We start from the raw sequence: 19,355 nt of genomic DNA on the forward strand, positions 1-19,355 counted from the left end.
CAATATCGCATGGGCTGTGAAGCGGGGATTTTTTGATATCATCTCTAAGGATTTTTTATGGAAAGCCGCCGTGTCGATCTTGGGTGGATGCGCATCTTTGCTGAAATCGGCAAGGCGGGAAGTCTGTCGGCGGCGGCGAGCGCTCTTGGCCTGACGCAGCCGGCCGTCAGCTATCAAATTCGCCGTCTGGAGGAGCAGCTCGGCGTCAGCCTGTTGAAGCGGCAGCATCGAGGCGTGGAGTTGACGCCGGAAGGCCAGCGTCTCTTCGACGTCGTGGCAAAGAGCGTCAGCGAGATCGACCAGCTGGCGCGGCGCTTGCGCAATGAAGCCGATCGGCCAACCATAAGGTTGCGCACGGACTATGCTTTCTCTGCCCTCTGGCTGATCCCGCGCATGCATCTGTTCCGCATGCTTTACCCGAACGTCGATATTCAGATTGTTGCGACGCAGCGAACGCATGGGAACCGTTCGGACGACGGCGATGTTGCCGTTGTCTTTGGTACGCAAACGGAGTTCGAGCGCCAAGCAGTTCTGCTCTTGCCGGAGAGGGTTGCACCCGTCTGCACCCAAGGCTTTCTCGATCGCTACGGTGCCATCTCCGCGCCAACGGACCTTGCACGCGCACGCCTGATCCACCTCGATGCCGCAGAGCCTTCGCCCTGGTTCGACTGGCGGCGCTACCTCGCGGAACTGGGTGTCAGCCGCAATAGTCACGCGGGGCAGGGCGATGTGAGCTTCAATACATACTCGCTGGTCGTGCAGGCCGCGATCGGCGAGCAGGGCGTTGCCATCGGATGGATGGGCCTCGTCGAACCGCTGCTCGCGTCGGGGATGCTGAAAACCGCGGGCCCGACGCTGGAGGCGCCGGACCGGGGTTATTGGCTGTTGCCGCCGCGAACACGCGACGCCCAAAGCGATCTGCTGGCGGCCTGGCTCACGGCGGAAGCCGGGATCGTCAATCGACCAGATCCTTGAGAAAATCGTCGCACCAACGCGACACATCGTACTCCAGCAGGTAGTCCATCATCCGCTGCCAACGCTCACGGCGTTCTTCCAGGGGCATATTCAAGGCACGCGCCAGCGCGTTGGCGGTGCCTTCGATGTCATAGGGATTGACCAGCAACGCCCCCCTCTTCAACTCGCGTGCTGCGCCGGCAAAGCGCGAGAGCACCAGCACACCGGGATTCTCGGGATCCTGCGCGGCGACATATTCCTTTGCCACGAGGTTCATGCCGTCGCGAAGCGGCGTGACGAGCCCGACTTTGGCAAGCCGGTAGAGACCGGCAAGGATCGGACGGCTGACGGAGCGGTTGATATAGCGGATCGGCACCCAGTCCACCGTCCCCAGCGCGCCGTTGACCCGGCCTGACTGCTCCGCGACGGTACGCTGCATTTGTTCGTATTCCGGGACTTCCGAGCGTGATTTCGGCGTGATCTGCAGATAGGTGACGTTTCGCTGGTGGGCCGGATTGTTGACGACGAAGCGCTCGAACGCGTCCAGCCGCTGGGTGATGCCCTTGGAGTAATCCAGCCGGTCGACGCCGATGATAAGGTCGCGGCCCTTAATGCTCTGCCGCGCTCTTTGCACCAGATGATGGCTGCCGGCCTTCTTGGCGAATTCGGCGAAGGCGGCGGTCTCGATGCTGATGCCGTAGGCTCCGCCCTTGAAAACCTTGCCATTCGCCGTGAAGCGGCCGTCACCGATGGCGTCGCCCATATCCTCGCGGCGAAGGCAGCCGGCAAAGTTTTCGAGATCATGGTCTGTCTGAAAGCCGACGAGATCGTAGGCCGCAAGTCCGTGCATGATCTCTTCGTGAACCGGCATGGTATAAAGCACATCAGCCGGCGGCCAGGGAATGTGCAGGAAAAAGCCGATGCGGTTCTTGAAGCCCATTTGCCGCAATTCCGCGGCGAGCGGGATCAGATGGTAGTCATGGACCCAGATGATGTCGTCCGGCCGCAGTAGCGGCGCAAGCCGATGCGCGAAGAAGCGATTGACGCGGAAATACCCCGCCATTTCCTTGCGGCCGTACTCCGCGAGGTCCAGGCGGTAGTGACAAATCGGCCAGAGCACGCGATTGGCGAAGCCGTAATAGTACTCTTCGACATCCTTGCCGGTGAGATCCGTCAAGGCAAAGGTGATCTTGCCTTCCTCCGTCAGCGAGAGTGGCCCGGGCTCGTCGTTCTCGCTCGACTTGCCGGACCAGCCCATCCAGATGCCACCGCGCTGTTCCAGCGCCGCTTTGAGCGCCACCGCCAGCCCGCCGGCGGAGGCTGCGCCCTCCTTCGCGGGAGCGGGCACGCGATTGGAGACGATGACAAGACGGGTCACGGAGGTTCCTTTCATCGGGAGGGCAGCACATCGTGCGTGGATCAAACGGCGAACTGCCCAATCATTTCCCGCACCGCCGATGCGGAAGGCAGTGCCAGAGCGGCGGCAGTGTCCGAAGACGGTCCGACACGAACGGAATGGCCGCCAAAACGATTGGCGACACGGAACATCGCCTCGTCCGTAACGTCGTCACCGATGGCAATCGGACGCCTGCCGGCAAAGGGCGGCATCGCCAGAAACGCCTCTACGGCGTGACCTTTGTCGGCGCTGGCGGGGCGGATCTCGAGCACCATCTTGCCTCGCTGCAAGGTCCAGTTCGGTCCAGCCTTGGACCGCAGCCTCTCCATGATCGGCTCCACGTCCGCTTGCCTTTGCGGCGCAAGGCGATAGTGCGCGGCAATTGCAGCTCCCTTGTCTTCCACGAGGACCCCTTGCAGATTCTCGGTTGCGGCGCGCAGCTCCGCCTTCAATGCCTCGAATGCGGCAGTGGTCTCGGCTGTCACGATGCTGCCGTCCGGTCGGCGCAGTTCGGCGCCGTGCAGACCGGCGATCGGAAATCGGAAAGGCGTGAACAGCGCGTCGGCATAGGCGAGCGCTCGTCCTGTTACCAAGGCAAGCGCCCCGCCGAGCCTTTGCGACAAGGCATCAAGCGCCGGCGGCAGCCACGGTGGCATGACGATCGCATCCGGCACCTCGGCTAGATCAAGCAATGTGCCATCGATATCGAGAAAAAGAGCGCAGTCTTGAGGGGAGGATAGAAGGGCGCTCAACAATTCCGTCTGCCCTGAGGCCGATTGCGGCGTCGTGGCAGGAAATGGCTCACTGGGGTGTGACATGGTGACTTACCTATGTCGGCATTCGCCGAAGGCAACCCGTCTTGGCTCAATAATGCGAGGAAATCTCAGATTTTGCCGTGGAATCCGTGCGTTGATCAGTCGTTCATTCAGCCGGCATTGTGCCGGAATGCTCGGTGAAGAAGGCTCTGGCATCGGCAGTAAAGGCGGCGCGCTGGTCGGTCCGCGTGTAGAACATGTGGCCGCCACGATAGACCTTCAGCGCCACCCGCTCGCCAGCGAGCGAAGGCGGCAGGTGGTCAACGACATAGCGGCTGACACCGTAGGGTGTGACGAGATCGCTGTAGCCGTGGGCGATCAGCAGGCGGAATTTCGGGTTGGAGGCCAGCAACTGGCGGATGTCGTCGGTGACGCTCGCCTGCAGCCTGGAACCGCCGCCGCGCCCGCCCCATTCCCACCTGCGGCTTACATCGGCGTCGAGCAGCGAATAGGTCATCTCGGTCTTGAAGCCGAGCTCGTTGCGCGCATAGTCGGCGAAAGCCCCGCCATAGGCGCGTGTGAAGCCGTCGAGAATGGCGTCGGCGCCACGGTCCGAGTCCGACTCCGGGTAAGGATCGGGCGTTGAAAACGCCGCATCATAGGGGCTGACCACTTGGCCGCCTTGCCCGCCTGACTGCTTGACATAGGCATTTCCGAGGAAACCGCGATTCCTCGCCACGACATCTTCGGGAATGCCGGTCATGCCGGCCACCTTCCCATAGAAGGCCTCGGCGGCCTCGCCTGTTGGCGCCGGGCCGGCGAGTGTCGTGAGATAGTCGCCAAGCGCAAATTTCTCCGCATCGCTTTGCTGCGCTTCATCGAAGGCGTTGCGTCTGTCCATGTTCGCTGCCGCAAGCGACGGAAATTCGAGTGCCGCGCCCAGTGCAAACTGATCGGCATTGAACATCAGTTGTCCTTCGAGCAACGGCGAAAGCATGATCGCGCCCGAGACGATGATGCCTTGGCTATCCTTCAGCGCGCCGGCCACCTTGGCGGCGCGGAAGCCGCCGTAGCTCTCGCCGAGAAGGTATTTGGGCGAAGCGGACCGGCTGTTGTGGGCGACATAGAGAGCGATCGCCTTAGCAATGCTCTCCGCGTCGGAGTTGACGTTGTAGTATTTGGAGGTGTCGTCGGCCTTGGCGGTTCGGCTCCAGCCGGTTCCGATCGGGTCGATGAGAACAAGGTCGGTAAAATCGAGCCAGCTCTGTGGATTGTCGGTCAATCTTGCGTCGGCCCCATCGTCGCCCTTCGGGCCGAAGTCCAGGATACGCGGCCCCACGAGGCCGAGATGCAGGAACGCCGATGCGGCGCCGGGGCCGCCGTTGAAGGCAAAGGTCAGGGGCCGGTCGAGCCTCCCGTTCTTGGCGACATAGGCCGTATAGAACACGGCGCCGGCCTTGGTGCCGTCTTGTGCAAAGAGATCCAACGTGCCGGCCGTGGCCACGTAGTCGAGGGTCCGATTGCCGATCGTCATTGAATGCTGGGTGACCGAGTCGCCCGGCAACAGCTTCAACACGCCGTCTCCCGCGGAACCCTGTGTGGCAGCTTCGCCTCGCGTTTCCTGCGAAAAGGCGGGCGTCAATGGGGCAAGCAAGGCTGTTGTGAGCAGGATGGCGGATAGGAAACGCAAGACTTCTCCTCCGACGGAAGCGGCATGGGAGGCGTCAGCCTAGCATCGCCTCGTGGTGGGAGAAATCAACAGATGGTGAGGCGGACATCAGTCCGCCTTCACGATCGTCCGCGCAGTCACATATTGCGCCCGCCCGGCGTTCCAGCCGTTGATCGCAGCGCCGGCGCCAAGCACGACGAAAAGCACTGCCGACCATGCAAAGCTGCCGGTCCAGCCGCGAATTAGCCCGACCACGAGCGGGCCGATCGCGGCCAGCAGGTAGCCCACGCATTGCGCCATGCCGGCAAGGTGCGCCGCCACATGCGGATCGCGCGACCGCAGCACGATCGTCGTCATAGCCACAGCGATCAGGCCACCCTGGCCGATGCCCTGCAGCACGGCCCAGACCCAGACGGTGGAGAGTGGTGCAAATAGCAGGCCGAATAACGCGACGACCGCGACGACGCAGAGCGACACATTGATCAGTCGCTGGTCTTTGCCCCTTACGGCGATCTGCGGAGCTATAAGGCATGCCGCAGCCTGAACCATCACCGATACTGAAACGATCGCTCCGGCGGTGACGCCGTCAAGGCCGCGCTCGCGCAGGATGGGAACAAGCCAACCGAACACGCAGTAAGCCAGGGCCGATTGTAGGCCCATGAAGAGCGTAACCTGCCATGCCAAGCGGTCCCGCCAGAGGCCTTGGACGGAAAAGCCGTGGCGCTTGACTTGGTTCGTGGTGGATAGCACTTGCGGCAACCAGATGACGGCGACAATCAGCGCAGGTAGCCCCCAGGCGGCCAGTGCGCCGGAGAGCGAGCCACCGAGGATGCGCTCGAGCGGCAGCGTGAAGCCCGCGGCGCTTGCTGCGCCGGCGCATAGCGCCATCGTGTAAAAACCGGTCATCAGCGCGGCTCGATCGGCAAAGTCACGCTTGACCAAGCCAGGCAGCAGCACGTTCCCGACCGCGATACAGGCGCCCGCAAGCGCAGTGCCGACGAAGAGCAGCGGAACGGATGAAAGGCCGCGCAGGCCCGTCCCGAGCGCCAGCAGGACGAGGACCGCTAGAAGCGTGCGCTCCGCTCCGATCCGCTGGGCAAGCCGCGGCGCCAACGGGGAAAAGGCGCCGAGGCAGACGACGGGCAGGGTCGTCAGCAGGCTGGCGCCGAGGGACGAAATGCCGAGTTCCGTCTTGATTTCGGGCAGCAGTGCCGAGGCGCTGGAGAAGACAGGACGCAAATTGAAGGCGATCAGGACGAGGCTGACCCCGAGGAGAAAGCGTACCGCGGCGCTGCTGCCCGCCGGTGGCTGCGGCTGCGGTACGCTGTCCGCTTCGGCATCGATGAGTTGTTCGTCCGCGAGGTCGTAGACGTGTGGGGAATCGCGAAGGGGCGTTGTCATGAAACGAGCATCCGGTCGAGAGCGCTGATGATGGGGGCCATGAAGCGGCGGACTGCCGCATCGGCCTGTTGCGGATCGCCGGTGGCGATCGCGTCGATGATGTCGGCATGCGCCCGCATGTCCGGCTCGGGAATCTCGTCGTCCAATGTCGCCGCGATCGTCTCTGCAATGGAGGCGGAAAAGAACTGATAGATTTCGATCATCGCGCGGTTGGCGGAAGCGGCAATGATCGCCTTGTGGAAGGCAAGATCGCGTTCGACGAATACGCTCCTGTCGCCGCCTTCGAAATTGCCCCGCTTGGCGAGAAGCGCCCGCAACTCCGCAATGATCTCAGGGGTTTGCCGTAGCGATGCCAGCCGCGCCGCTTCGACATCGAGCGCGCACCGGGCTTCGAAGAGATCGCGCAGACCGGCGCGACGCGCCATGGTGAGCGGCAGCCGTGTGTCGGTGGTCGAGAGCACGTAGGTTCCCGAGCCCTGCCTGGTTTCGAGCAGGCCTTGCGACACCAACACCCGGACGGCTTCCCGTATGGTGCCTCGGCTAACGCAGAGCATTGATGACAGCGTTGCCTCGTTGGGCAATTTCTCGCCGACGGCCCATCGCTTTCCCAGGATCTCGGTGCGGATCGCCTCAATGGCCGTGTCCGCCAGTTTCGTCTTTGCAAGTGGTTGCATCGCCCATATTCATAAAGTCATCAGATGACTTTATGAATAATCCGGGATCGTCGCCTTCGTCAATCCGGTGATGAAAAATGAAAAGGGCCGCTTGAGGCGACCCTTTCCATGAGTTTTGGCCTGTAATTGGCCGGACCGTCAAAGCGATCCTAGGAAGGTGGGCTTAGAGCGAGGGCTGCCTCGCTTTCATCACCACTTCCATGCCTTTTACGAGGTCCGAAATCTCATTAGACATTGGATCACCTTCCTTTCGTTCTGTTGAAGATGGGTAAAAGGTAGGATGATTCGCCGGAGATGCAAGAAAAAACGAGACCCCAGGTGCTGCGTATCTTCCCTGGCAGCGGTGTTCAACTTCACGGCCACCGCCAATACGCCAGTGTTTACAACGATGTCCTATGCACTGCCGCAGTGCACAAACATTGCGGCAGGGAGCTGTGGATTAAGCCGGCTCAGTGTGCGGCCTTGATGAAGGTGCCGTTCTGCAGCTCTCGCATCGCCTGCATGATCTCCTCGCGGGAGTTCATGACGATCGGCCCATGCCAGGCAACCGGCTCCTCGATCGGCTTGCCCGAAACGAGCAGGAAGCGGATGCCTTCGTCGCCGGCCTGTACGATGACTTCATTACCGCTGTCGAAGACGACGAGCGTCCGGTTACCGGACATGTCGCGAATGTTGACCTCCTCACCATTCACTTCCTTCTCGACACGGACGCCGAACGGCTTGGAGGCGTCGCGGAACGTGCCGGAGCCCGCGAAGATATAGGCAAAGGCGTTGCGATAGGTGTCGACGGGCAGGCGCTTCTTCTTCCCGGGAGGCACCGAGACATCGAGATAGATCGGTTCGGCCGCTACGCCGTCGACCGGGCCCGCTTTGCCCCAGAAATCGCCGCAGATCACGCGAACGGCCGTACCGTCGTCATCGACCACGACGGGAATGTCGTCGGATTTGACGTCCTGATAGCGTGGCGCCGTCATCTTCAGCGACGAGGGCAGGTTGGCCCAGAGCTGGAAGCCGTGCATGCGTCCGGCAAAATCGCCCTTCGGCATTTCCTGGTGCATGATGCCACTGCCGGCGGTCATCCACTGGATGTCGCCGGCGCCGAGCAGGCCGCGATTGCCGAGGCTGTCGCCGTGCTCGACCGTGCCGGCGAGGACGTAGGTGATCGTCTCGATGCCGCGGTGCGGATGCCAGGGAAAGCCGCGGATATACTCGGCCGGATTGTCGTTGCGGAAATCGTCCATCATCAGGAACGGATCGGTCATAGACGGATCCCCGAAACCGAAGACACGATGCAGCTTGACGCCGGCGCCTTCCATGGTCGGAGTTGCAGTGCTCATATGCTTTACGGGACGGATCGACATAGCATCCTCTCGAAGGGTTCGACTTGCCCGGGACTATAACCGCCGAGCCCGCATCCGCGAAATCGGCCGCCGTAGGAACGCACTGTTCACAAAAGAAGATGTCGTATTGCGCAATTTGATCGCGGTGACCGTCAGAAATTTGTCATCTTCCGCTTGCAAGCCAGAAAACCGTTCAGGTCTTATTAACCATCGGGTTCGACAATCAACGTCGCGTTTCAGCATTCTCCCGCCTCCAACAACGCGGGTTCCGGAGTGGAAAGAGCATGTGTCGCTGGGCAGCCTATCGCGGAGACCCCCTCTATCTGGAGGAGCTGGTGTCCTCGCCCGCACACTCCCTGATCGAGCAGTCGCACTGCGCCACCCGCGCCAAGACGCCGACCAACGGTGACGGCTTCGGCATCGCCTGGTATGGCGACCGTCCGGAACCGGGGCGCTATCGCGACACCTTGCCGGCTTGGTCGGACTGCAATCTCAAGAGTTTGGCGCGGCAGATCCGCTCGCCGTTGTTTCTCGCGCATGTGCGGGCGGCCACGGGCGGCGGTACCCGGCGCGACAACTGTCATCCCTTCACCTTCGGCAACTGGTCCTTCATGCACAACGGTCAGATCTCAGGCTTCGAACGCCTGCGCCGCCCGATGGAAGCGATGCTTGATGACGCACTCTTCAACGCCCGCGGAGGGACGACCGATTCCGAACTGATGTTCCTGCTTGCCCTGCAGTTCGGCCTGCAGCAGACGCCAATGGCTGCGATGGCGGAGATGATCTGCTTCGTCGAAAGCCTTGCCGAAAAGCTTCTCGGATCGGTGCTGTTGCGCTACACCGCGGCCTTCTCGGATGGGAAGGCACTCTACGCGATCCGCTATGCGACCGACCGCAAGGCGCCGACGCTCTATGCATCACCACTTGGCAAGGGCTACTGCCTGGTGTCCGAGCCGCTCAACGACGACGTCGATGCCTGGGCCGAGATCCCGGACGGGAGCGCCGTCACGCTCGGCGAAAATGGCCTCGATATCGCGCCGTTTCGTCCGGTGCAGGCAGTCGCAAAAACCGTCCCGGTCGCAATCACTGCTTGAGCCGTTCGGCGACCATCGCCGCGAGCCTCGTCGCAACCTCTTCCTTCGCTAGGTCCGGCCACTGCTCGATGCCGCTGTGGGCGACGATCCTCACCCGGTTGCGAACGCCGCCCATGATGCCCGTTGCCGGCGAAACATCGTTGGCGACGATGATATCGGCACCCTTGCGGTCAAGCTTCGCCTTGGCGTTGCTTTCCACATCCTGCGTCTCTGCCGCGAAGCCGATCACCAGCTTCGGCCGCATCGTATGATGGCCGACCGTCTTCAGAATATCGGGGTTCTCCGTCAGTGCGAGCGTCGGAATGGATTCGCCGGGATGTTTCTTGATTTTCTGGTCGGCAGCGGATGCCACGCGCCAGTCGGCGACGGCCGCAACCATCACCGCGACGTCGGCGGGAAGCGCGGCAAGAACGGCGTCCCGCATCTGGTCCGCCCGCTCGACATGAATGACCTTGACGCCAAAAGGATCCGGAATGGAGACCGGCCCGGAAACGAGTGTCACGTCCGCCCCAAGCGCGGCAAGCGCCGCGGCAATCGCGTGTCCCTGGCGGCCGGATGAGCGATTGGCGATGTAGCGCACAGGGTCGATCGGCTCATGCGTCGGCCCGGAGGTGACGATCGCCTTGCGGCCGGTAAGCGGCTTCGGTCGATCATGGAGCATTGCTTCCGCGGCCGCGACGATCTCGAGCGGTTCGGCCATCCGCCCGATGCCTGCTTCGCGGCTCTCGGCCATCTCGCCGGACATCGGTCCGATGAAACGGATGCGGTCGCCGCGCAGCGTCTCGATGTTGCGCCTCGTTGCTGGATGCGCCCACATATGCGGGTTCATGGCAGGGGCTGCGAGCACCGGCCGATCGGTCGCAAGCAGCACGGTCGAGGCAAGGTCGTCGGCAAGGCCGTTCGCCATCTTGGCAAGCAGGTCTGCGCTCGCCGGCGCGATCAGGACGAGGTCGCAATCGCGCGCCAGCCGGATATGGCCGACATCCTGCTCGTCCTGACGCGAGAAAAGATCGGTAAACACATGGTCGGCGGCGAGCGCCCCGACGGCAAGCGGCGTCACGAATTCCTGCGCACCCTTGGTCATCAGCGGGCGCACCGATGCGCCTCGCTCTCTGAGCCGTCGGATCAGATCCAGGCTTTTATAGGCCGCGATCCCGCCTGAAATGATGAGGAGGATGCGTTTGCCGCTGAGAACCATGGCGTTCGTCCATCGAATATCTGATTGCAAGAAACCCTAAGCCTTTGGGGAATAATAAGCAATCGGCAGCGCAGGCCGATCGGTCGCAGTGACAACGCCGTGCGGCCGTGGCATGGAGCGAAGCATGGGGACCATGCGTAGCATCTTGCGGGATCAGCTGTCGGCCAGCGCTGTCGCGCTGCTGGTCGCCTGTCTGCTGCTGATGCAAGGGCTGCTGACTGGCACTGCGCAGGGCGCTATGGCGGCATCCGCCGTCGATCCCTTCGAGATCATTTGCTCTTCGAGCGGGCACGGTTCCGTCGATGATGCCGGACATGGCAATTTGCCGGCCAAGAAAGCGCCGGAGTGCCCGTGCGGCACGCTCTGCCGGTTGGCATCGGCGTCCACGCCGGCAATTCTCGGTGGGCAGGCGGGACCGCTGTACGTCGCAGTCGAGACTGCGATCGACACAACGATCCGAACCGATGCTGTCTTTTCGCCTGCCTTACGTGGGCGGATCGCCGAACCCCGTGCACCTCCCGTCACTGCCTGACGTCCTCGTTCCGCCTTCGTGCGTATTGCGCAGAGGCCCGATTTCTTACGTTGGGAGACATTCATGTCCGACCTTACCATCGGTCGCGAGAGCGTCGGCGCTTCGGTGCCCTCCGCCTCCGACCTCTACCGCGCCGTCTGGCGCTGGCATTTCTACGCAGGCCTTCTCGTCCTGCCTTTCTTGATCACGCTGGCAATCACTGGTGGCCTCTACCTCTTCAAGGATGAGATCGATGCGGTTATCCATTCCGATCTCAAGCGCGTCGAGGTGCAGCAAGGCGCAAGCCGGGCTGCGCCTTCTGCAATCGTGGCCGCCGCCCTCGCTGCCCACCCGGGAACGCCGATCAAGTTCACCGACCCGGCCACGCCGGATGCCACTGCTGAAATCACGGTCGGCACGCAGAAGGAAGGCAAATTTGCGGTCTACGTCAATCCTTACACTGCGGAGGTGCTCGGCGCGCTGTCGGATCGGGGCACAGTCATGTGGACCATCCGATACCTTCACAGCCTCAAATACTTCGGCAACTACGCGCGCATGCTGATCGAGGTCGCCGCCGGCTGGTCCATCCTGCTCGTCGCCACCGGCATCTATCTCTGGTGGCCGCGCCGGCAGACCGGCGGCGTTCTCTCAGTTCGCGGTACGCCAAGGCGGCGGGTGTTCTGGCGGGACCTGCATGCTGTAACCGGGATCTTCGTCGGCTTCTTCATCATCTTCCTGGCCATCACCGGAATGCCCTGGTCCGGTGTCTGGGGTGGCAAGGTCAACGAATGGGCGAACGGCAACAACTTCGGCTATCCCGCAGGCGTGCGGGTTGCCGTGCCGATGTCCGGCGAACATCTCGATCATGTCGCCAAGACCCCCTGGTCGCTGGAACGGGCGCAGGTGCCACAATCTGCTGCTGGGAACGCGCATCATTCACAGACGATTGGTCTCGATGATGCCGTCGCCATCTTCGACCGTCTTGGCCTGCATCGAGGCTACGCCGTCAACATGCCAACCACTGCGGACGGTGTGTTCTCCGGCTCGGTCTATCCCGACGATCTCTCGCAGCAGCGGGTCGTGCATCTCGACCAATATTCCGGGAAGCCGCTGATCGATATGAGTTATGCCGACTACGGTCCGCTGGGGAAATCGCTTGAGTGGGGCATCAACACCCATCTCGGCCAGCAATTCGGGCTCGCGAACCAGCTCGTGCTGCTCGCCGCCTGCTTGGCGGTCATCCTGCTTGCGGTTTTTGGCGCCGTCATGTGGTGGAAGCGACGCCCGGCGGGATCACTCGGCGTTCCGCCGATGCCGGTAGACAGGCGCGTGTTGCGCGGCGTGATCGCGATCCTTGCCGTCGGTGGGATCGTTTTCCCGCTGGTCGGCCTGTCGTTGATCGTCATGCTGGCGGCGGATTGGGTCTATCTCAGAACCAGAAAGCAGCGTTCGGTCTGAGCCAGCAGAGGCGCTCGGCCGGGCGCCTCTGCTCTATCCGATGATCTCGACGCAGAAGTCGATGAAGGCTCTGACCTTGGCAGGCACATGCTGGCGCGAAGGATGGAAGGCATAGAGCGGGAATGTCTCGTCCGACCAGTCGGGAAAGAGGTTCACGAGCTGTCCATTGTTCAGGTAATCCGTCATCCCGAGCGAAAACACCTGGGCGATGCCTATCCCGGAAAGGCAGGTCGCCAAGGTCGTGCCGGCATCGTTGACCAGAATGCGGCTGCGGGTCTCGATCGAGACGACTTCGTCACCACGCCGAAGCTCCCATTCGAAAGGCCTACCGGTTGACGGGTCCTGGAACTGGATACAGGTATGCTCGCTCAAATCCTGAGGGCGTTCCGGCCGACCGTAACGCTCGATATAGGCAGAAGCGGCGATCGTGATCACGCGCGTCTGCATCAACAGGCGCGAGATCAGCGACCTCTGTGCAGGCTCACCGAAGCGCACCGCGACGTCAATGCCGTCAGCGACAAGATCTCCGATTTCATTGCGGGTGATGATCTCGATCTGGATGTCCGGGTAACGATCGAGGAAGGCGCCTAGCCGCGGACCAAGTACGAGACGTGAGAAATATGGGTCGACATTGACGCGCAGTCGGCCGCGCACCGCCTGTCGGGCACCAGCAGCCGTCTGCGCGGCCTCTTCGATACCGCTTAAAAGCGGAGCCACTTGCTGGTAGAAGCGCGCGCCGTCCTCCGTCAGCCGCATCGTGCGTGTCGTTCGGTCGAGCAGCCGCAAGCCGATCCGTCCCTCAAGCCGGGCAACGGCGCGGCTGACGCCCGATGGGGATAGCCCCACGGCCTCGGCCGCCCGTGCGAAGCTGCCACTCTCGATTACGGCGGCGAGTACGCTCACGCCATTCAACAATCGTCCGTCAAACATCGCCCGTCCGTGATTTTGAGTCACCAATCATGTGACAGAAACGCGCTTCAGTCAAAGGCCACCAAACGCCATGATCAGCGCGAACAGACCGCCTCTCACTGGCGGTGAAGACACCAAAGGAGTTTAGCCATGCTTGTGATCACCGGAGTAACAGGGCAGGTCGGAGGCGTCGTAGCCGCGCATTTCCTGGAGGCCGGGTTGCCGGTACGCGCCGTCGCGCGCAATGTGGAGAAAGCCGCGAAATGGAAGGATAAAGGCGCGGAACTGGCACTGGCCGAGATGACCGACGCCGATGCGCTCGCCAAGGCTTTTGCCGGCGCCGACGGCGTCTTCCTGCTCATCCCGCCGACCTTCGATCCGACGCCCGGCTTTGCGGAGGTGCGCGCTGTCATTGCGGCCCTGAAGGCCGCGCTTCTCAGGTCTCGTCCTGCCAAGGTCGTCTGCCTGTCCACCATCGGCGCGCAAGCCACCGAGCCCAACCTCTTGAGCCAGCTCGGTCTCGTCGAACAAGAACTATCCGCTCTACCAATGCCGATCGCCTTTCTGCGTGCCGGGTGGTTCATGGAGAATGCGGCCTGGGATATCGCGACGGCGCGGGAGACCGGCGTCGTCCCGAGTTTCCTTCAGCCGCTTGATCATCCATATCCGATGGTTTCGGTCTTCGATGTCGGCGCCAAGGCGGCGGACCTGCTGCAGCAGAAGTGGGCCGGCAAGCAGGTCATCGAGCTGATGGGGCCAAAGCGCGTCACACCGAACGATATCGCCGCCGTCTTCTCGTCCGTCCTCGGCAAACCCGTCCGCATGGAGCCGGTCGCCCGCGACACCTGGCAGCAGCTCTTCATCGGACAGGGCATGAAGAACCCCGTCCCGCGCATGCGCATGATCGATGGCTTCAACGAAGGCTGGATCCGGTTCGAGGGCGGGCCGGCGAGGGGCACGACGACGCTGGAGATGGCCATCCGCCGCCTCGTTGACGCTGGCCGATAACAGCAGAAAGGCCGCGGAGGAGAGGATCCGCGGCCTTTCTCATGCATCCTCTGCTGGGTCTCGCTCCTCAGAGGTTGCTCATTCCGCCATCGATGACGAGCTCGCTGCCGACGATGTAGGCAGCCTCATCGGAGGCGAGGAAGATGATGGTCTTGGCAACTTCGCCGGCATCGCCGAAACGGCCGACCGGGATCTGCGACTGGATCTGTGCGGCCATCGCCTTGGAATCGGCTTTTGACATGCCAAGCTTGTCGTAAAGCGGGGTTGCGATCGGGCCGGGGCTAACGGCGTTGACGCGAATGCCGCGGCCGATGAGTTCTCCCGAAAGCGTCTTTGCCAGCGTCAGCAGCGCGCCCTTGGTAAGGGCGTAGACACTCGAATTCGGCATGCCAATATGGGCGTTGATCGAAGTGTTGAGCACGATCGAAGCCGGTTTCGAAAAGACCGGGAGCAGCGCCTGAATGAGGAAGAACGGACCCTTGACGTTGATCGCGATCGACTTGTCGAAGGCTTCCTCGCTCCATTGCTCGAGCGGGCCGAACTCGGCCACACCGGCATTGACGAAAAGAATGTCGAGATGGCCGAAGGCCTCCTTGATTGCGTTCGCGACAGCCTTCTGGCCAGCGGCATTGCCGGCATCCGCCTGGATGACCAGCACCTTGTCGTCGAACTCGGCGCGGGCTGCCTCGACGCTCTTGGCGCTGCTGCCGGTGATGGCCACACGAGCGCCTTCGGCGATGAATTGCCGGGCGGTTTCGAGGCCGATGCCGCTGGTGCCGCCGGTGATCAGGGCTGTCTTGTTCTGTAAGCGTGCCATTGTCGTGGTGTCCTTGTGATCGGTTGGGCCAACGCCCCTTGATGTCTGGGAGAATGCGATGAAAAGTCGGCTGCGATAAACGGCTCTTTTCCGGAACGCTACTCCAGTCAGAGCGGATAGTCTTCGACGTCAGGTCCGGGTGATCGAAGCGCCGCCATCGACGAGCGAGGCCGTGCCGGTGACGAAGCTTGAGTCGTCGGATGCGAGGTAGAGCACCGAGCGGGCAAGCTCATCGGGGGCTGCTACACGCTTCAGCGCATGCAGGTTGGTGATGAAGCTCTGCTTGTCCGAGGTATCGTTCATCTCGCGATACATGTCAGTATCGACGGCGCCCGGCAGGACCGCGTTGACGCGGACGTTGTGCTGGCCGAATTCGGCGGCGAGCGCCTGGGTCAGGCCGATGAGGCCGGACTTGCTGGCGGCATAGGCGGCAACACCCGGGAAGGCGAAGCTGTAGCCGACGAAGGTTGAGGTGAAGATCACCGAGCCGCCGCCATTCTTTTCCATCTGGCCGATCTGGTGCTTGGCGGCAAGGAAGGAGGCCGTCAGGTTGATCGTCAGTGCTTCGGCAAAACCGGCTTCGGAAACACCGGTGCTTGGGCCAGCCTCGCCAAGCGTGCCGGCATTGTTGAAGGCAATGTCGAGCTTGCCGTAGCGATCGACGGCGGTTGCGACCAGCGCCTTGTGGTAGTCTTCCGAGCGGACATCGCCGGCAACGGCAGCGGCCTGCCCGCCAGCTGCCTTGATCTCTTCGACCAGGCTTTCGAGTTCGGCCTGGCGGCGGGCGCCGACCACGACCTTTGCGCCTTCGGCAGCGAAGAGCTTGGCCGTTGCACGGCCGATGCCGGAGCTTGCGCCGGTGACGATGGCGACTTTTCCATTCAAGCGGTTCATTGTTCCATCTCCCGTGTTGGCTTGGGGTGGCGTTTGCCGCCCCGTTCGATGAGTGGAAGATGGCATTTTCCGTTCGTTCGGATTAGTCTCCAGATAACGGAACTCGAATTCGGAATTGCCGAACGATGATCAGGGTTGAGGGAATAACGGCCTTCGTGGCCGTCGTGGAATCGGGCTCCGTCAGCGAGGCCGCCCGGCGCTTGCGGCTCTCAAAGTCCGTTGTCAGCGAACGGCTGGCGGAACTCGAAAGGTCGCTCGGGGGCGTGCTCCTGCATCGCACCACACGGAAGCTCACGCTGACGGAAGACGGCGCGGCCTTCCGGCTGCGGGCGACGCGGATCGTTCAGGAGATCGAGGAAGCCACCGCCGAGATGGCCGTGCGCCGCGGCACGCTGTCCGGCCCACTGCGCATCGCCGCCCCGGTCACCTTCGGGCGGATGCATCTTGGTCCGGCCCTATACCCCTTTCTGGCCGAGCATCCGGAGATCCAGCTGGTGCTCGACATTGACGACCGCCGCGTCGATGTCTCCTCGGAAGGCTATGACGCGGTGGTCCGTCATGGCCCGATTGTCGATTCTCGCCTGGTGGTGTGGAAGCTCAGCCGCAGCCGCCGGATTCTGGTCGCTTCTCCAGCCTATCTCGACTGCCATGGCGCGCCGAAGACTCTCGCCGATCTCGACGGGCACAGGGGTATCTTCTACACTCATCGCGGCGTCGCCGACTGGCGCTTCCAAACGCCGGATGGTGCGATCGTCGTGCGCGCCAGCCAGGCTGTCGGCATGAACAATGGCGACATGATCCGCGACGCGGCGATTGCGGGCCTTGGCATCGCGCTGCTGCCGGCCTTCATCGCCGGCCCGGCAATCGGCGAGGGAAAGCTTGTAGCGATCGATGTCGGCTACAGGCCGGAGGCGGAGTTCATCTACATGGCCCATCCCGAGGGCCGCAATCCTTCGGCCAAGCTGCGCGCCGTGGCGGAGCATCTGCGCAAGACCTTCGGCGATCCTCCCTATTGGGACCCGGCAGGCTGATCAGATGAGGCTCATCAGGTTGGCCGCGACGAGTGAGCGCTGTGCCTTGAGCATCGCAAGCCCCAGGCGTGCTACCAGCGGTGGCCCCTCAATCGGCCGATAGGCGACCCCGTCGAGCGCCAGATGGGCAATCGAGGCAGGCACGATCGACACGCCGAGATCGGCGGCAACAAGATTGACGACCGACGGAATCTGCGGCGCCTCCTGCGTCACCACGAGCTCGAAGCCGGCATCCCGGCAACCACGCACGATATCGTCGTACAGGCTGAGGCCGACCGTGCGCGGAAAAAGGATGAAGGGCTCGCCTGCAAGCGCGCAGAGCGGCACCTTTTCGTATGTCGCAAGCGGATGGTGCGCGGGAAGCGCGATCAGCATCGGCTCGTCCGCCAGCCGTTTCAGCCTGACGTCCTTGGGATCCTCCAGCCCTGGCCTGATGAAGGCGACGTCGATTTCCTGCCGCATCAGCTTCTCCATCAGCCAGTTGCTGTTCATCTCCGTCAGCGACAGGCTGACATCGGGCCATTGCCTGCGAAAGCGGCGGATCGTGCCGCTGACCGCTGTGTTGAAGGCCGACGACGCGGTGAAACCGAGCGCGAGCCGGCCGGTCTCGCCCCGGGTTGCGCGCTGGGCGGCGAGCTTCGCTTTCTCGGCAGCCGCAACGGCAGCCCGTCCTTCCGGCAAAAAGGCGGTGCCTGCCTCGGTCAGCTCCGCGCCATGCGGCACGCGATGAAACAGCGCCGCCCCGATCTCGTTTTCGAGATCGCGTATCTGCTGGCTGAGCGGCGGCTGGCCGATGCCGAGCTTGGCGGCAGCGCGGGTAAAATTCCCCTCTTCGGCAACGGCCAGGAAATAGCGGATATGGCGCAGCTCCATTGGTATCTCCAAAACATATCAAGAACGTCAGTTTCATATATTGGACAAATGATGATGCGCTGGCTAGATCAAAAGGCGTGAAAGGTTGGTGCCCCATGCCACGCGCCGCAGACAAGCCGCTTGACGCCCCCGAGATCCGCTCTCATCCAAATCTCCATGTCGTGCGAACGACGGCGAAAGAGGACACGCAGTTCCTGCTGCGTGGCACGTCGTCCTATCGGCGCGCTAGCCTCGCACTCTTCCTCTCGGGCTTTGCAACGTTCTCGCTGCTTTATTGCGTGCAGCCGCTGATGCCGATCTTTGCAGGGGATTTCGGCATCAGCCCGGCCGCAAGCTCGCTGTCACTCTCCCTGTCGACCGGCTTCCTTGCCTTCGCGATCTTCTGTGCCGCGGCCGTCTCCGAAAGCTTTGGCCGCCGCAGCCTGATGTTCTCCTCGCTGCTCGGGGCTGCCATTTGCACCATCGCATGCGCGCTCGTGCCGAGCTGGCACACCTTGCTTGTCATCCGTGCTCTCGAAGGGCTGCTGCTTGGCGGCGTGCCCGCCGTCGCCATGGCCTACCTCTCGGAAGAAATCGATCCGCGCGGCCTTGGTGCCTCGATGGGTCTTTACATCGCCGGCAATGCGTTCGGCGGCATGGCCGGACGCGTCGTCACCGGCACGCTTGCCGAGTTCTTCTCCTGGCGCGTCGCACTGGGCGCGCTTGGCATACTGGGTCTCGCCGCCGCAATCGGCTTCTTCCTACTGTTGCCCGCATCGCGCAATTTCACGCCGCGCAAGGGTTTCGACGCCCGCTTTCACTTGAAGGCCTGGGTCGGCCACATCAGCAATCCGGCCTTGCCATTGCTCTTCGCCATAGGCTTTCTCGCCATGGGCACATTCGTGACGGTTTACAACTACATCGGCTTCCGCCTCGTTCAGGCGCCCTACAATCTCAACCAGACCGAACTCGGCCTGATCTTCACCGTCTATCTGTTCGGGATTGCCGCATCCTGGATCGCCGGCTTGCTGGGAGATCGGATTGGCCATTTCGTCGTCCTGCCGGCCGGCATTGCGGTCGCAGCCGCTGGCGTCGCCGTCACACTGTCATCGTCTTTGCCCTTGATCGTCCTCGGCATCGTGCTGCTGACATCAGGTTTCTTCGTTGCGCACTCCGTGGCGAGCGCCCTTGTCGGTCGTCTTGCCCGTGGCACCAAGGGTCACGCCTCCTCGCTCTATCTGCTGTCCTACTACTTCGGCTCCAGCGTTGCAGGTTCCGTAGGCGGCTACTTCTGGGGCGCGGATGGCTGGAATGCTGTCGTGCTCTTCGCACTGGCGCTGCTCGCCTTGGGTATGACCGCAGCCCTCCTCGCCGCACGGCTGGCAAAACGGTAG

At 62.7% G+C, this 19,355-nt stretch carries 18 protein-coding genes; 7 read left to right on the forward strand and 11 right to left on the reverse strand.

What is annotated here, in order from left to right:
• The first annotated feature begins 57 nt into the window (after positions 1–57).
• Positions 58–975 (forward strand): choline sulfate utilization transcriptional regulator, encoded by a 918-nt coding sequence (locus ACSQ9D_RS20690; protein WP_436283710.1) that lies wholly within the window; start codon positions 58–60, stop codon positions 973–975.
• Here ACSQ9D_RS20690 and otsA read toward each other — a convergent pair.
• The 6 genes from otsA to ACSQ9D_RS20720 form a co-directional block, all read right to left on the reverse strand.
• On the reverse strand, positions 956–2,332 hold the full coding sequence (otsA, locus tag ACSQ9D_RS20695) for an alpha,alpha-trehalose-phosphate synthase (UDP-forming) (RefSeq protein ID WP_436283711.1): 1,377 nt from the start codon (positions 2,330–2,332) through the stop codon (positions 956–958). The genes ACSQ9D_RS20690 and otsA overlap by 20 nt on opposite strands.
• Before the next feature lie 41 nt (positions 2,333–2,373).
• Positions 2,374–3,168 carry a trehalose-phosphatase gene (otsB, locus tag ACSQ9D_RS20700; protein ID WP_436283712.1) on the reverse strand — a complete coding sequence of 265 codons (795 nt, stop codon included), beginning with the start codon at positions 3,166–3,168 and terminating at the stop codon, positions 2,374–2,376.
• A 103-nt stretch (positions 3,169–3,271) separates the two neighbouring features.
• Entirely contained in the window at positions 3,272–4,795 is a 1,524-nt protein-coding gene (locus ACSQ9D_RS20705; protein WP_436283713.1) for a S10 family peptidase, read from the reverse strand.
• A gap of 87 nt (positions 4,796–4,882) precedes the next feature.
• Complete coding sequence (locus ACSQ9D_RS20710; protein ID WP_436283714.1) at positions 4,883–6,175, reverse strand: CynX/NimT family MFS transporter; 1,293 nt, start codon at positions 6,173–6,175, stop codon at positions 4,883–4,885.
• Positions 6,172–6,849, reverse strand: coding sequence for a FadR/GntR family transcriptional regulator (locus tag ACSQ9D_RS20715; protein ID WP_037114828.1), 678 nt, complete (start codon positions 6,847–6,849; stop codon positions 6,172–6,174). Before ACSQ9D_RS20715 ends, ACSQ9D_RS20710 begins: the two co-directional genes overlap by 4 nt.
• A 449-nt stretch (positions 6,850–7,298) precedes the next feature.
• Positions 7,299–8,210 (reverse strand): pirin family protein, encoded by a 912-nt coding sequence (locus tag ACSQ9D_RS20720; protein WP_436283715.1) that lies wholly within the window; start codon positions 8,208–8,210, stop codon positions 7,299–7,301.
• 263 nt (positions 8,211–8,473) lie between these two features.
• Between ACSQ9D_RS20720 and ACSQ9D_RS20725 the strand changes: the two genes are divergently transcribed.
• Positions 8,474–9,283 (forward strand): class II glutamine amidotransferase, encoded by an 810-nt coding sequence (locus ACSQ9D_RS20725; RefSeq protein ID WP_436283716.1) that lies wholly within the window; start codon positions 8,474–8,476, stop codon positions 9,281–9,283.
• On the opposite strand, the gene coaBC is transcribed toward ACSQ9D_RS20725, so the two are convergent.
• On the reverse strand, positions 9,273–10,481 hold the full coding sequence (gene coaBC / locus ACSQ9D_RS20730) for a bifunctional phosphopantothenoylcysteine decarboxylase/phosphopantothenate--cysteine ligase CoaBC (RefSeq protein ID WP_436283717.1): 1,209 nt from the start codon (positions 10,479–10,481) through the stop codon (positions 9,273–9,275). The genes ACSQ9D_RS20725 and coaBC overlap by 11 nt on opposite strands.
• Before the next feature lie 124 nt (positions 10,482–10,605).
• Here coaBC and ACSQ9D_RS20735 point away from each other — a divergent pair, with 124 nt between their 5' ends.
• The gene (locus ACSQ9D_RS20735; RefSeq protein ID WP_436283718.1) at positions 10,606–11,013 is read left to right on the forward strand and encodes a hypothetical protein; all 408 of its coding nucleotides are present in this window, start codon (positions 10,606–10,608) and stop codon (positions 11,011–11,013) included.
• A gap of 63 nt (positions 11,014–11,076) precedes the next feature.
• Complete coding sequence (locus tag ACSQ9D_RS20740; protein ID WP_436283719.1) at positions 11,077–12,450, forward strand: PepSY-associated TM helix domain-containing protein; 1,374 nt, start codon at positions 11,077–11,079, stop codon at positions 12,448–12,450.
• 33 nt (positions 12,451–12,483) lie between these two features.
• Here ACSQ9D_RS20740 and ACSQ9D_RS20745 read toward each other — a convergent pair whose 3' ends face one another.
• Entirely contained in the window at positions 12,484–13,380 is an 897-nt protein-coding gene (locus tag ACSQ9D_RS20745; protein WP_436283720.1) for a LysR substrate-binding domain-containing protein, read from the reverse strand.
• Between the two features lie 129 nt (positions 13,381–13,509).
• Between ACSQ9D_RS20745 and ACSQ9D_RS20750 the strand changes: the two genes are divergently transcribed.
• A complete protein-coding gene (locus ACSQ9D_RS20750) occupies positions 13,510–14,367 on the forward strand; it encodes an NmrA family NAD(P)-binding protein (protein WP_436283721.1) in 858 nt (285 codons plus the stop codon).
• Positions 14,368–14,434: 67 nt separating this feature from the next.
• On the opposite strand, the gene ACSQ9D_RS20755 is transcribed toward ACSQ9D_RS20750, so the two are convergent.
• Positions 14,435–15,184, reverse strand: a complete 750-nt coding sequence (locus ACSQ9D_RS20755) for an SDR family oxidoreductase (RefSeq protein ID WP_436283722.1) — start codon at positions 15,182–15,184, stop codon at positions 14,435–14,437.
• Between the two features lie 129 nt (positions 15,185–15,313).
• A complete protein-coding gene (locus ACSQ9D_RS20760) occupies positions 15,314–16,078 on the reverse strand; it encodes an SDR family oxidoreductase (protein WP_436283723.1) in 765 nt (254 codons plus the stop codon).
• A 125-nt stretch (positions 16,079–16,203) separates the two neighbouring features.
• On the opposite strand from ACSQ9D_RS20760, the gene ACSQ9D_RS20765 reads away from it, so the two are divergent.
• Positions 16,204–17,109 carry a LysR family transcriptional regulator gene (locus ACSQ9D_RS20765; protein WP_436283724.1) on the forward strand — a complete coding sequence of 302 codons (906 nt, stop codon included), beginning with the start codon at positions 16,204–16,206 and terminating at the stop codon, positions 17,107–17,109.
• Here ACSQ9D_RS20765 and ACSQ9D_RS20770 read toward each other — a convergent pair whose 3' ends face one another.
• The gene (locus ACSQ9D_RS20770) at positions 17,110–17,982 is read right to left on the reverse strand and encodes a LysR family transcriptional regulator (RefSeq protein ID WP_037114810.1); all 873 of its coding nucleotides are present in this window, start codon (positions 17,980–17,982) and stop codon (positions 17,110–17,112) included. It lies immediately after the preceding gene.
• Positions 17,983–18,077: 95 nt separating this feature from the next.
• On the opposite strand from ACSQ9D_RS20770, the gene ACSQ9D_RS20775 reads away from it, so the two are divergent.
• Entirely contained in the window at positions 18,078–19,355 is a 1,278-nt protein-coding gene (locus tag ACSQ9D_RS20775; RefSeq protein ID WP_436283725.1) for an MFS transporter, read from the forward strand.

The organism is Rhizobium sp. LjRoot258 (genome assembly GCF_964254185.1).
Lineage (GTDB): Bacteria > Pseudomonadota > Alphaproteobacteria > Rhizobiales > Rhizobiaceae > Rhizobium.

Bases quoted from the DNA above. Each gene is read 5' to 3' on its own strand.
- ACSQ9D_RS20690 (WP_436283710.1), top strand. From the start codon at position 58: ATGGAAAGCCGCCGTGTCGATCTTGGGTGGATGCGCATCTTTGCTGAA.
- otsB (WP_436283712.1), bottom strand. From the start codon at position 3,168: ATGTCACACCCCAGTGAGCCATTTCCTGCCACGACGCCGCAATCGGCC.
- ACSQ9D_RS20710 (WP_436283714.1), bottom strand. From the start codon at position 6,175: ATGACAACGCCCCTTCGCGATTCCCCACACGTCTACGACCTCGCGGAC.
- ACSQ9D_RS20715 (WP_037114828.1), bottom strand. From the start codon at position 6,849: ATGCAACCACTTGCAAAGACGAAACTGGCGGACACGGCCATTGAGGCG.
- ACSQ9D_RS20720 (WP_436283715.1), bottom strand. From the start codon at position 8,210: ATGTCGATCCGTCCCGTAAAGCATATGAGCACTGCAACTCCGACCATG.
- ACSQ9D_RS20725 (WP_436283716.1), top strand. From the start codon at position 8,474: ATGTGTCGCTGGGCAGCCTATCGCGGAGACCCCCTCTATCTGGAGGAG.
- coaBC (WP_436283717.1), bottom strand. From the start codon at position 10,481: ATGGTTCTCAGCGGCAAACGCATCCTCCTCATCATTTCAGGCGGGATC.
- ACSQ9D_RS20735 (WP_436283718.1), top strand. From the start codon at position 10,606: ATGGGGACCATGCGTAGCATCTTGCGGGATCAGCTGTCGGCCAGCGCT.
- ACSQ9D_RS20740 (WP_436283719.1), top strand. From the start codon at position 11,077: ATGTCCGACCTTACCATCGGTCGCGAGAGCGTCGGCGCTTCGGTGCCC.
- ACSQ9D_RS20745 (WP_436283720.1), bottom strand. From the start codon at position 13,380: ATGTTTGACGGACGATTGTTGAATGGCGTGAGCGTACTCGCCGCCGTA.
- ACSQ9D_RS20750 (WP_436283721.1), top strand. From the start codon at position 13,510: ATGCTTGTGATCACCGGAGTAACAGGGCAGGTCGGAGGCGTCGTAGCC.
- ACSQ9D_RS20755 (WP_436283722.1), bottom strand. From the start codon at position 15,184: ATGGCACGCTTACAGAACAAGACAGCCCTGATCACCGGCGGCACCAGC.
- ACSQ9D_RS20760 (WP_436283723.1), bottom strand. From the start codon at position 16,078: ATGAACCGCTTGAATGGAAAAGTCGCCATCGTCACCGGCGCAAGCTCC.
- ACSQ9D_RS20765 (WP_436283724.1), top strand. From the start codon at position 16,204: ATGATCAGGGTTGAGGGAATAACGGCCTTCGTGGCCGTCGTGGAATCG.
- ACSQ9D_RS20770 (WP_037114810.1), bottom strand. From the start codon at position 17,982: ATGGAGCTGCGCCATATCCGCTATTTCCTGGCCGTTGCCGAAGAGGGG.
- ACSQ9D_RS20775 (WP_436283725.1), top strand. From the start codon at position 18,078: ATGCCACGCGCCGCAGACAAGCCGCTTGACGCCCCCGAGATCCGCTCT.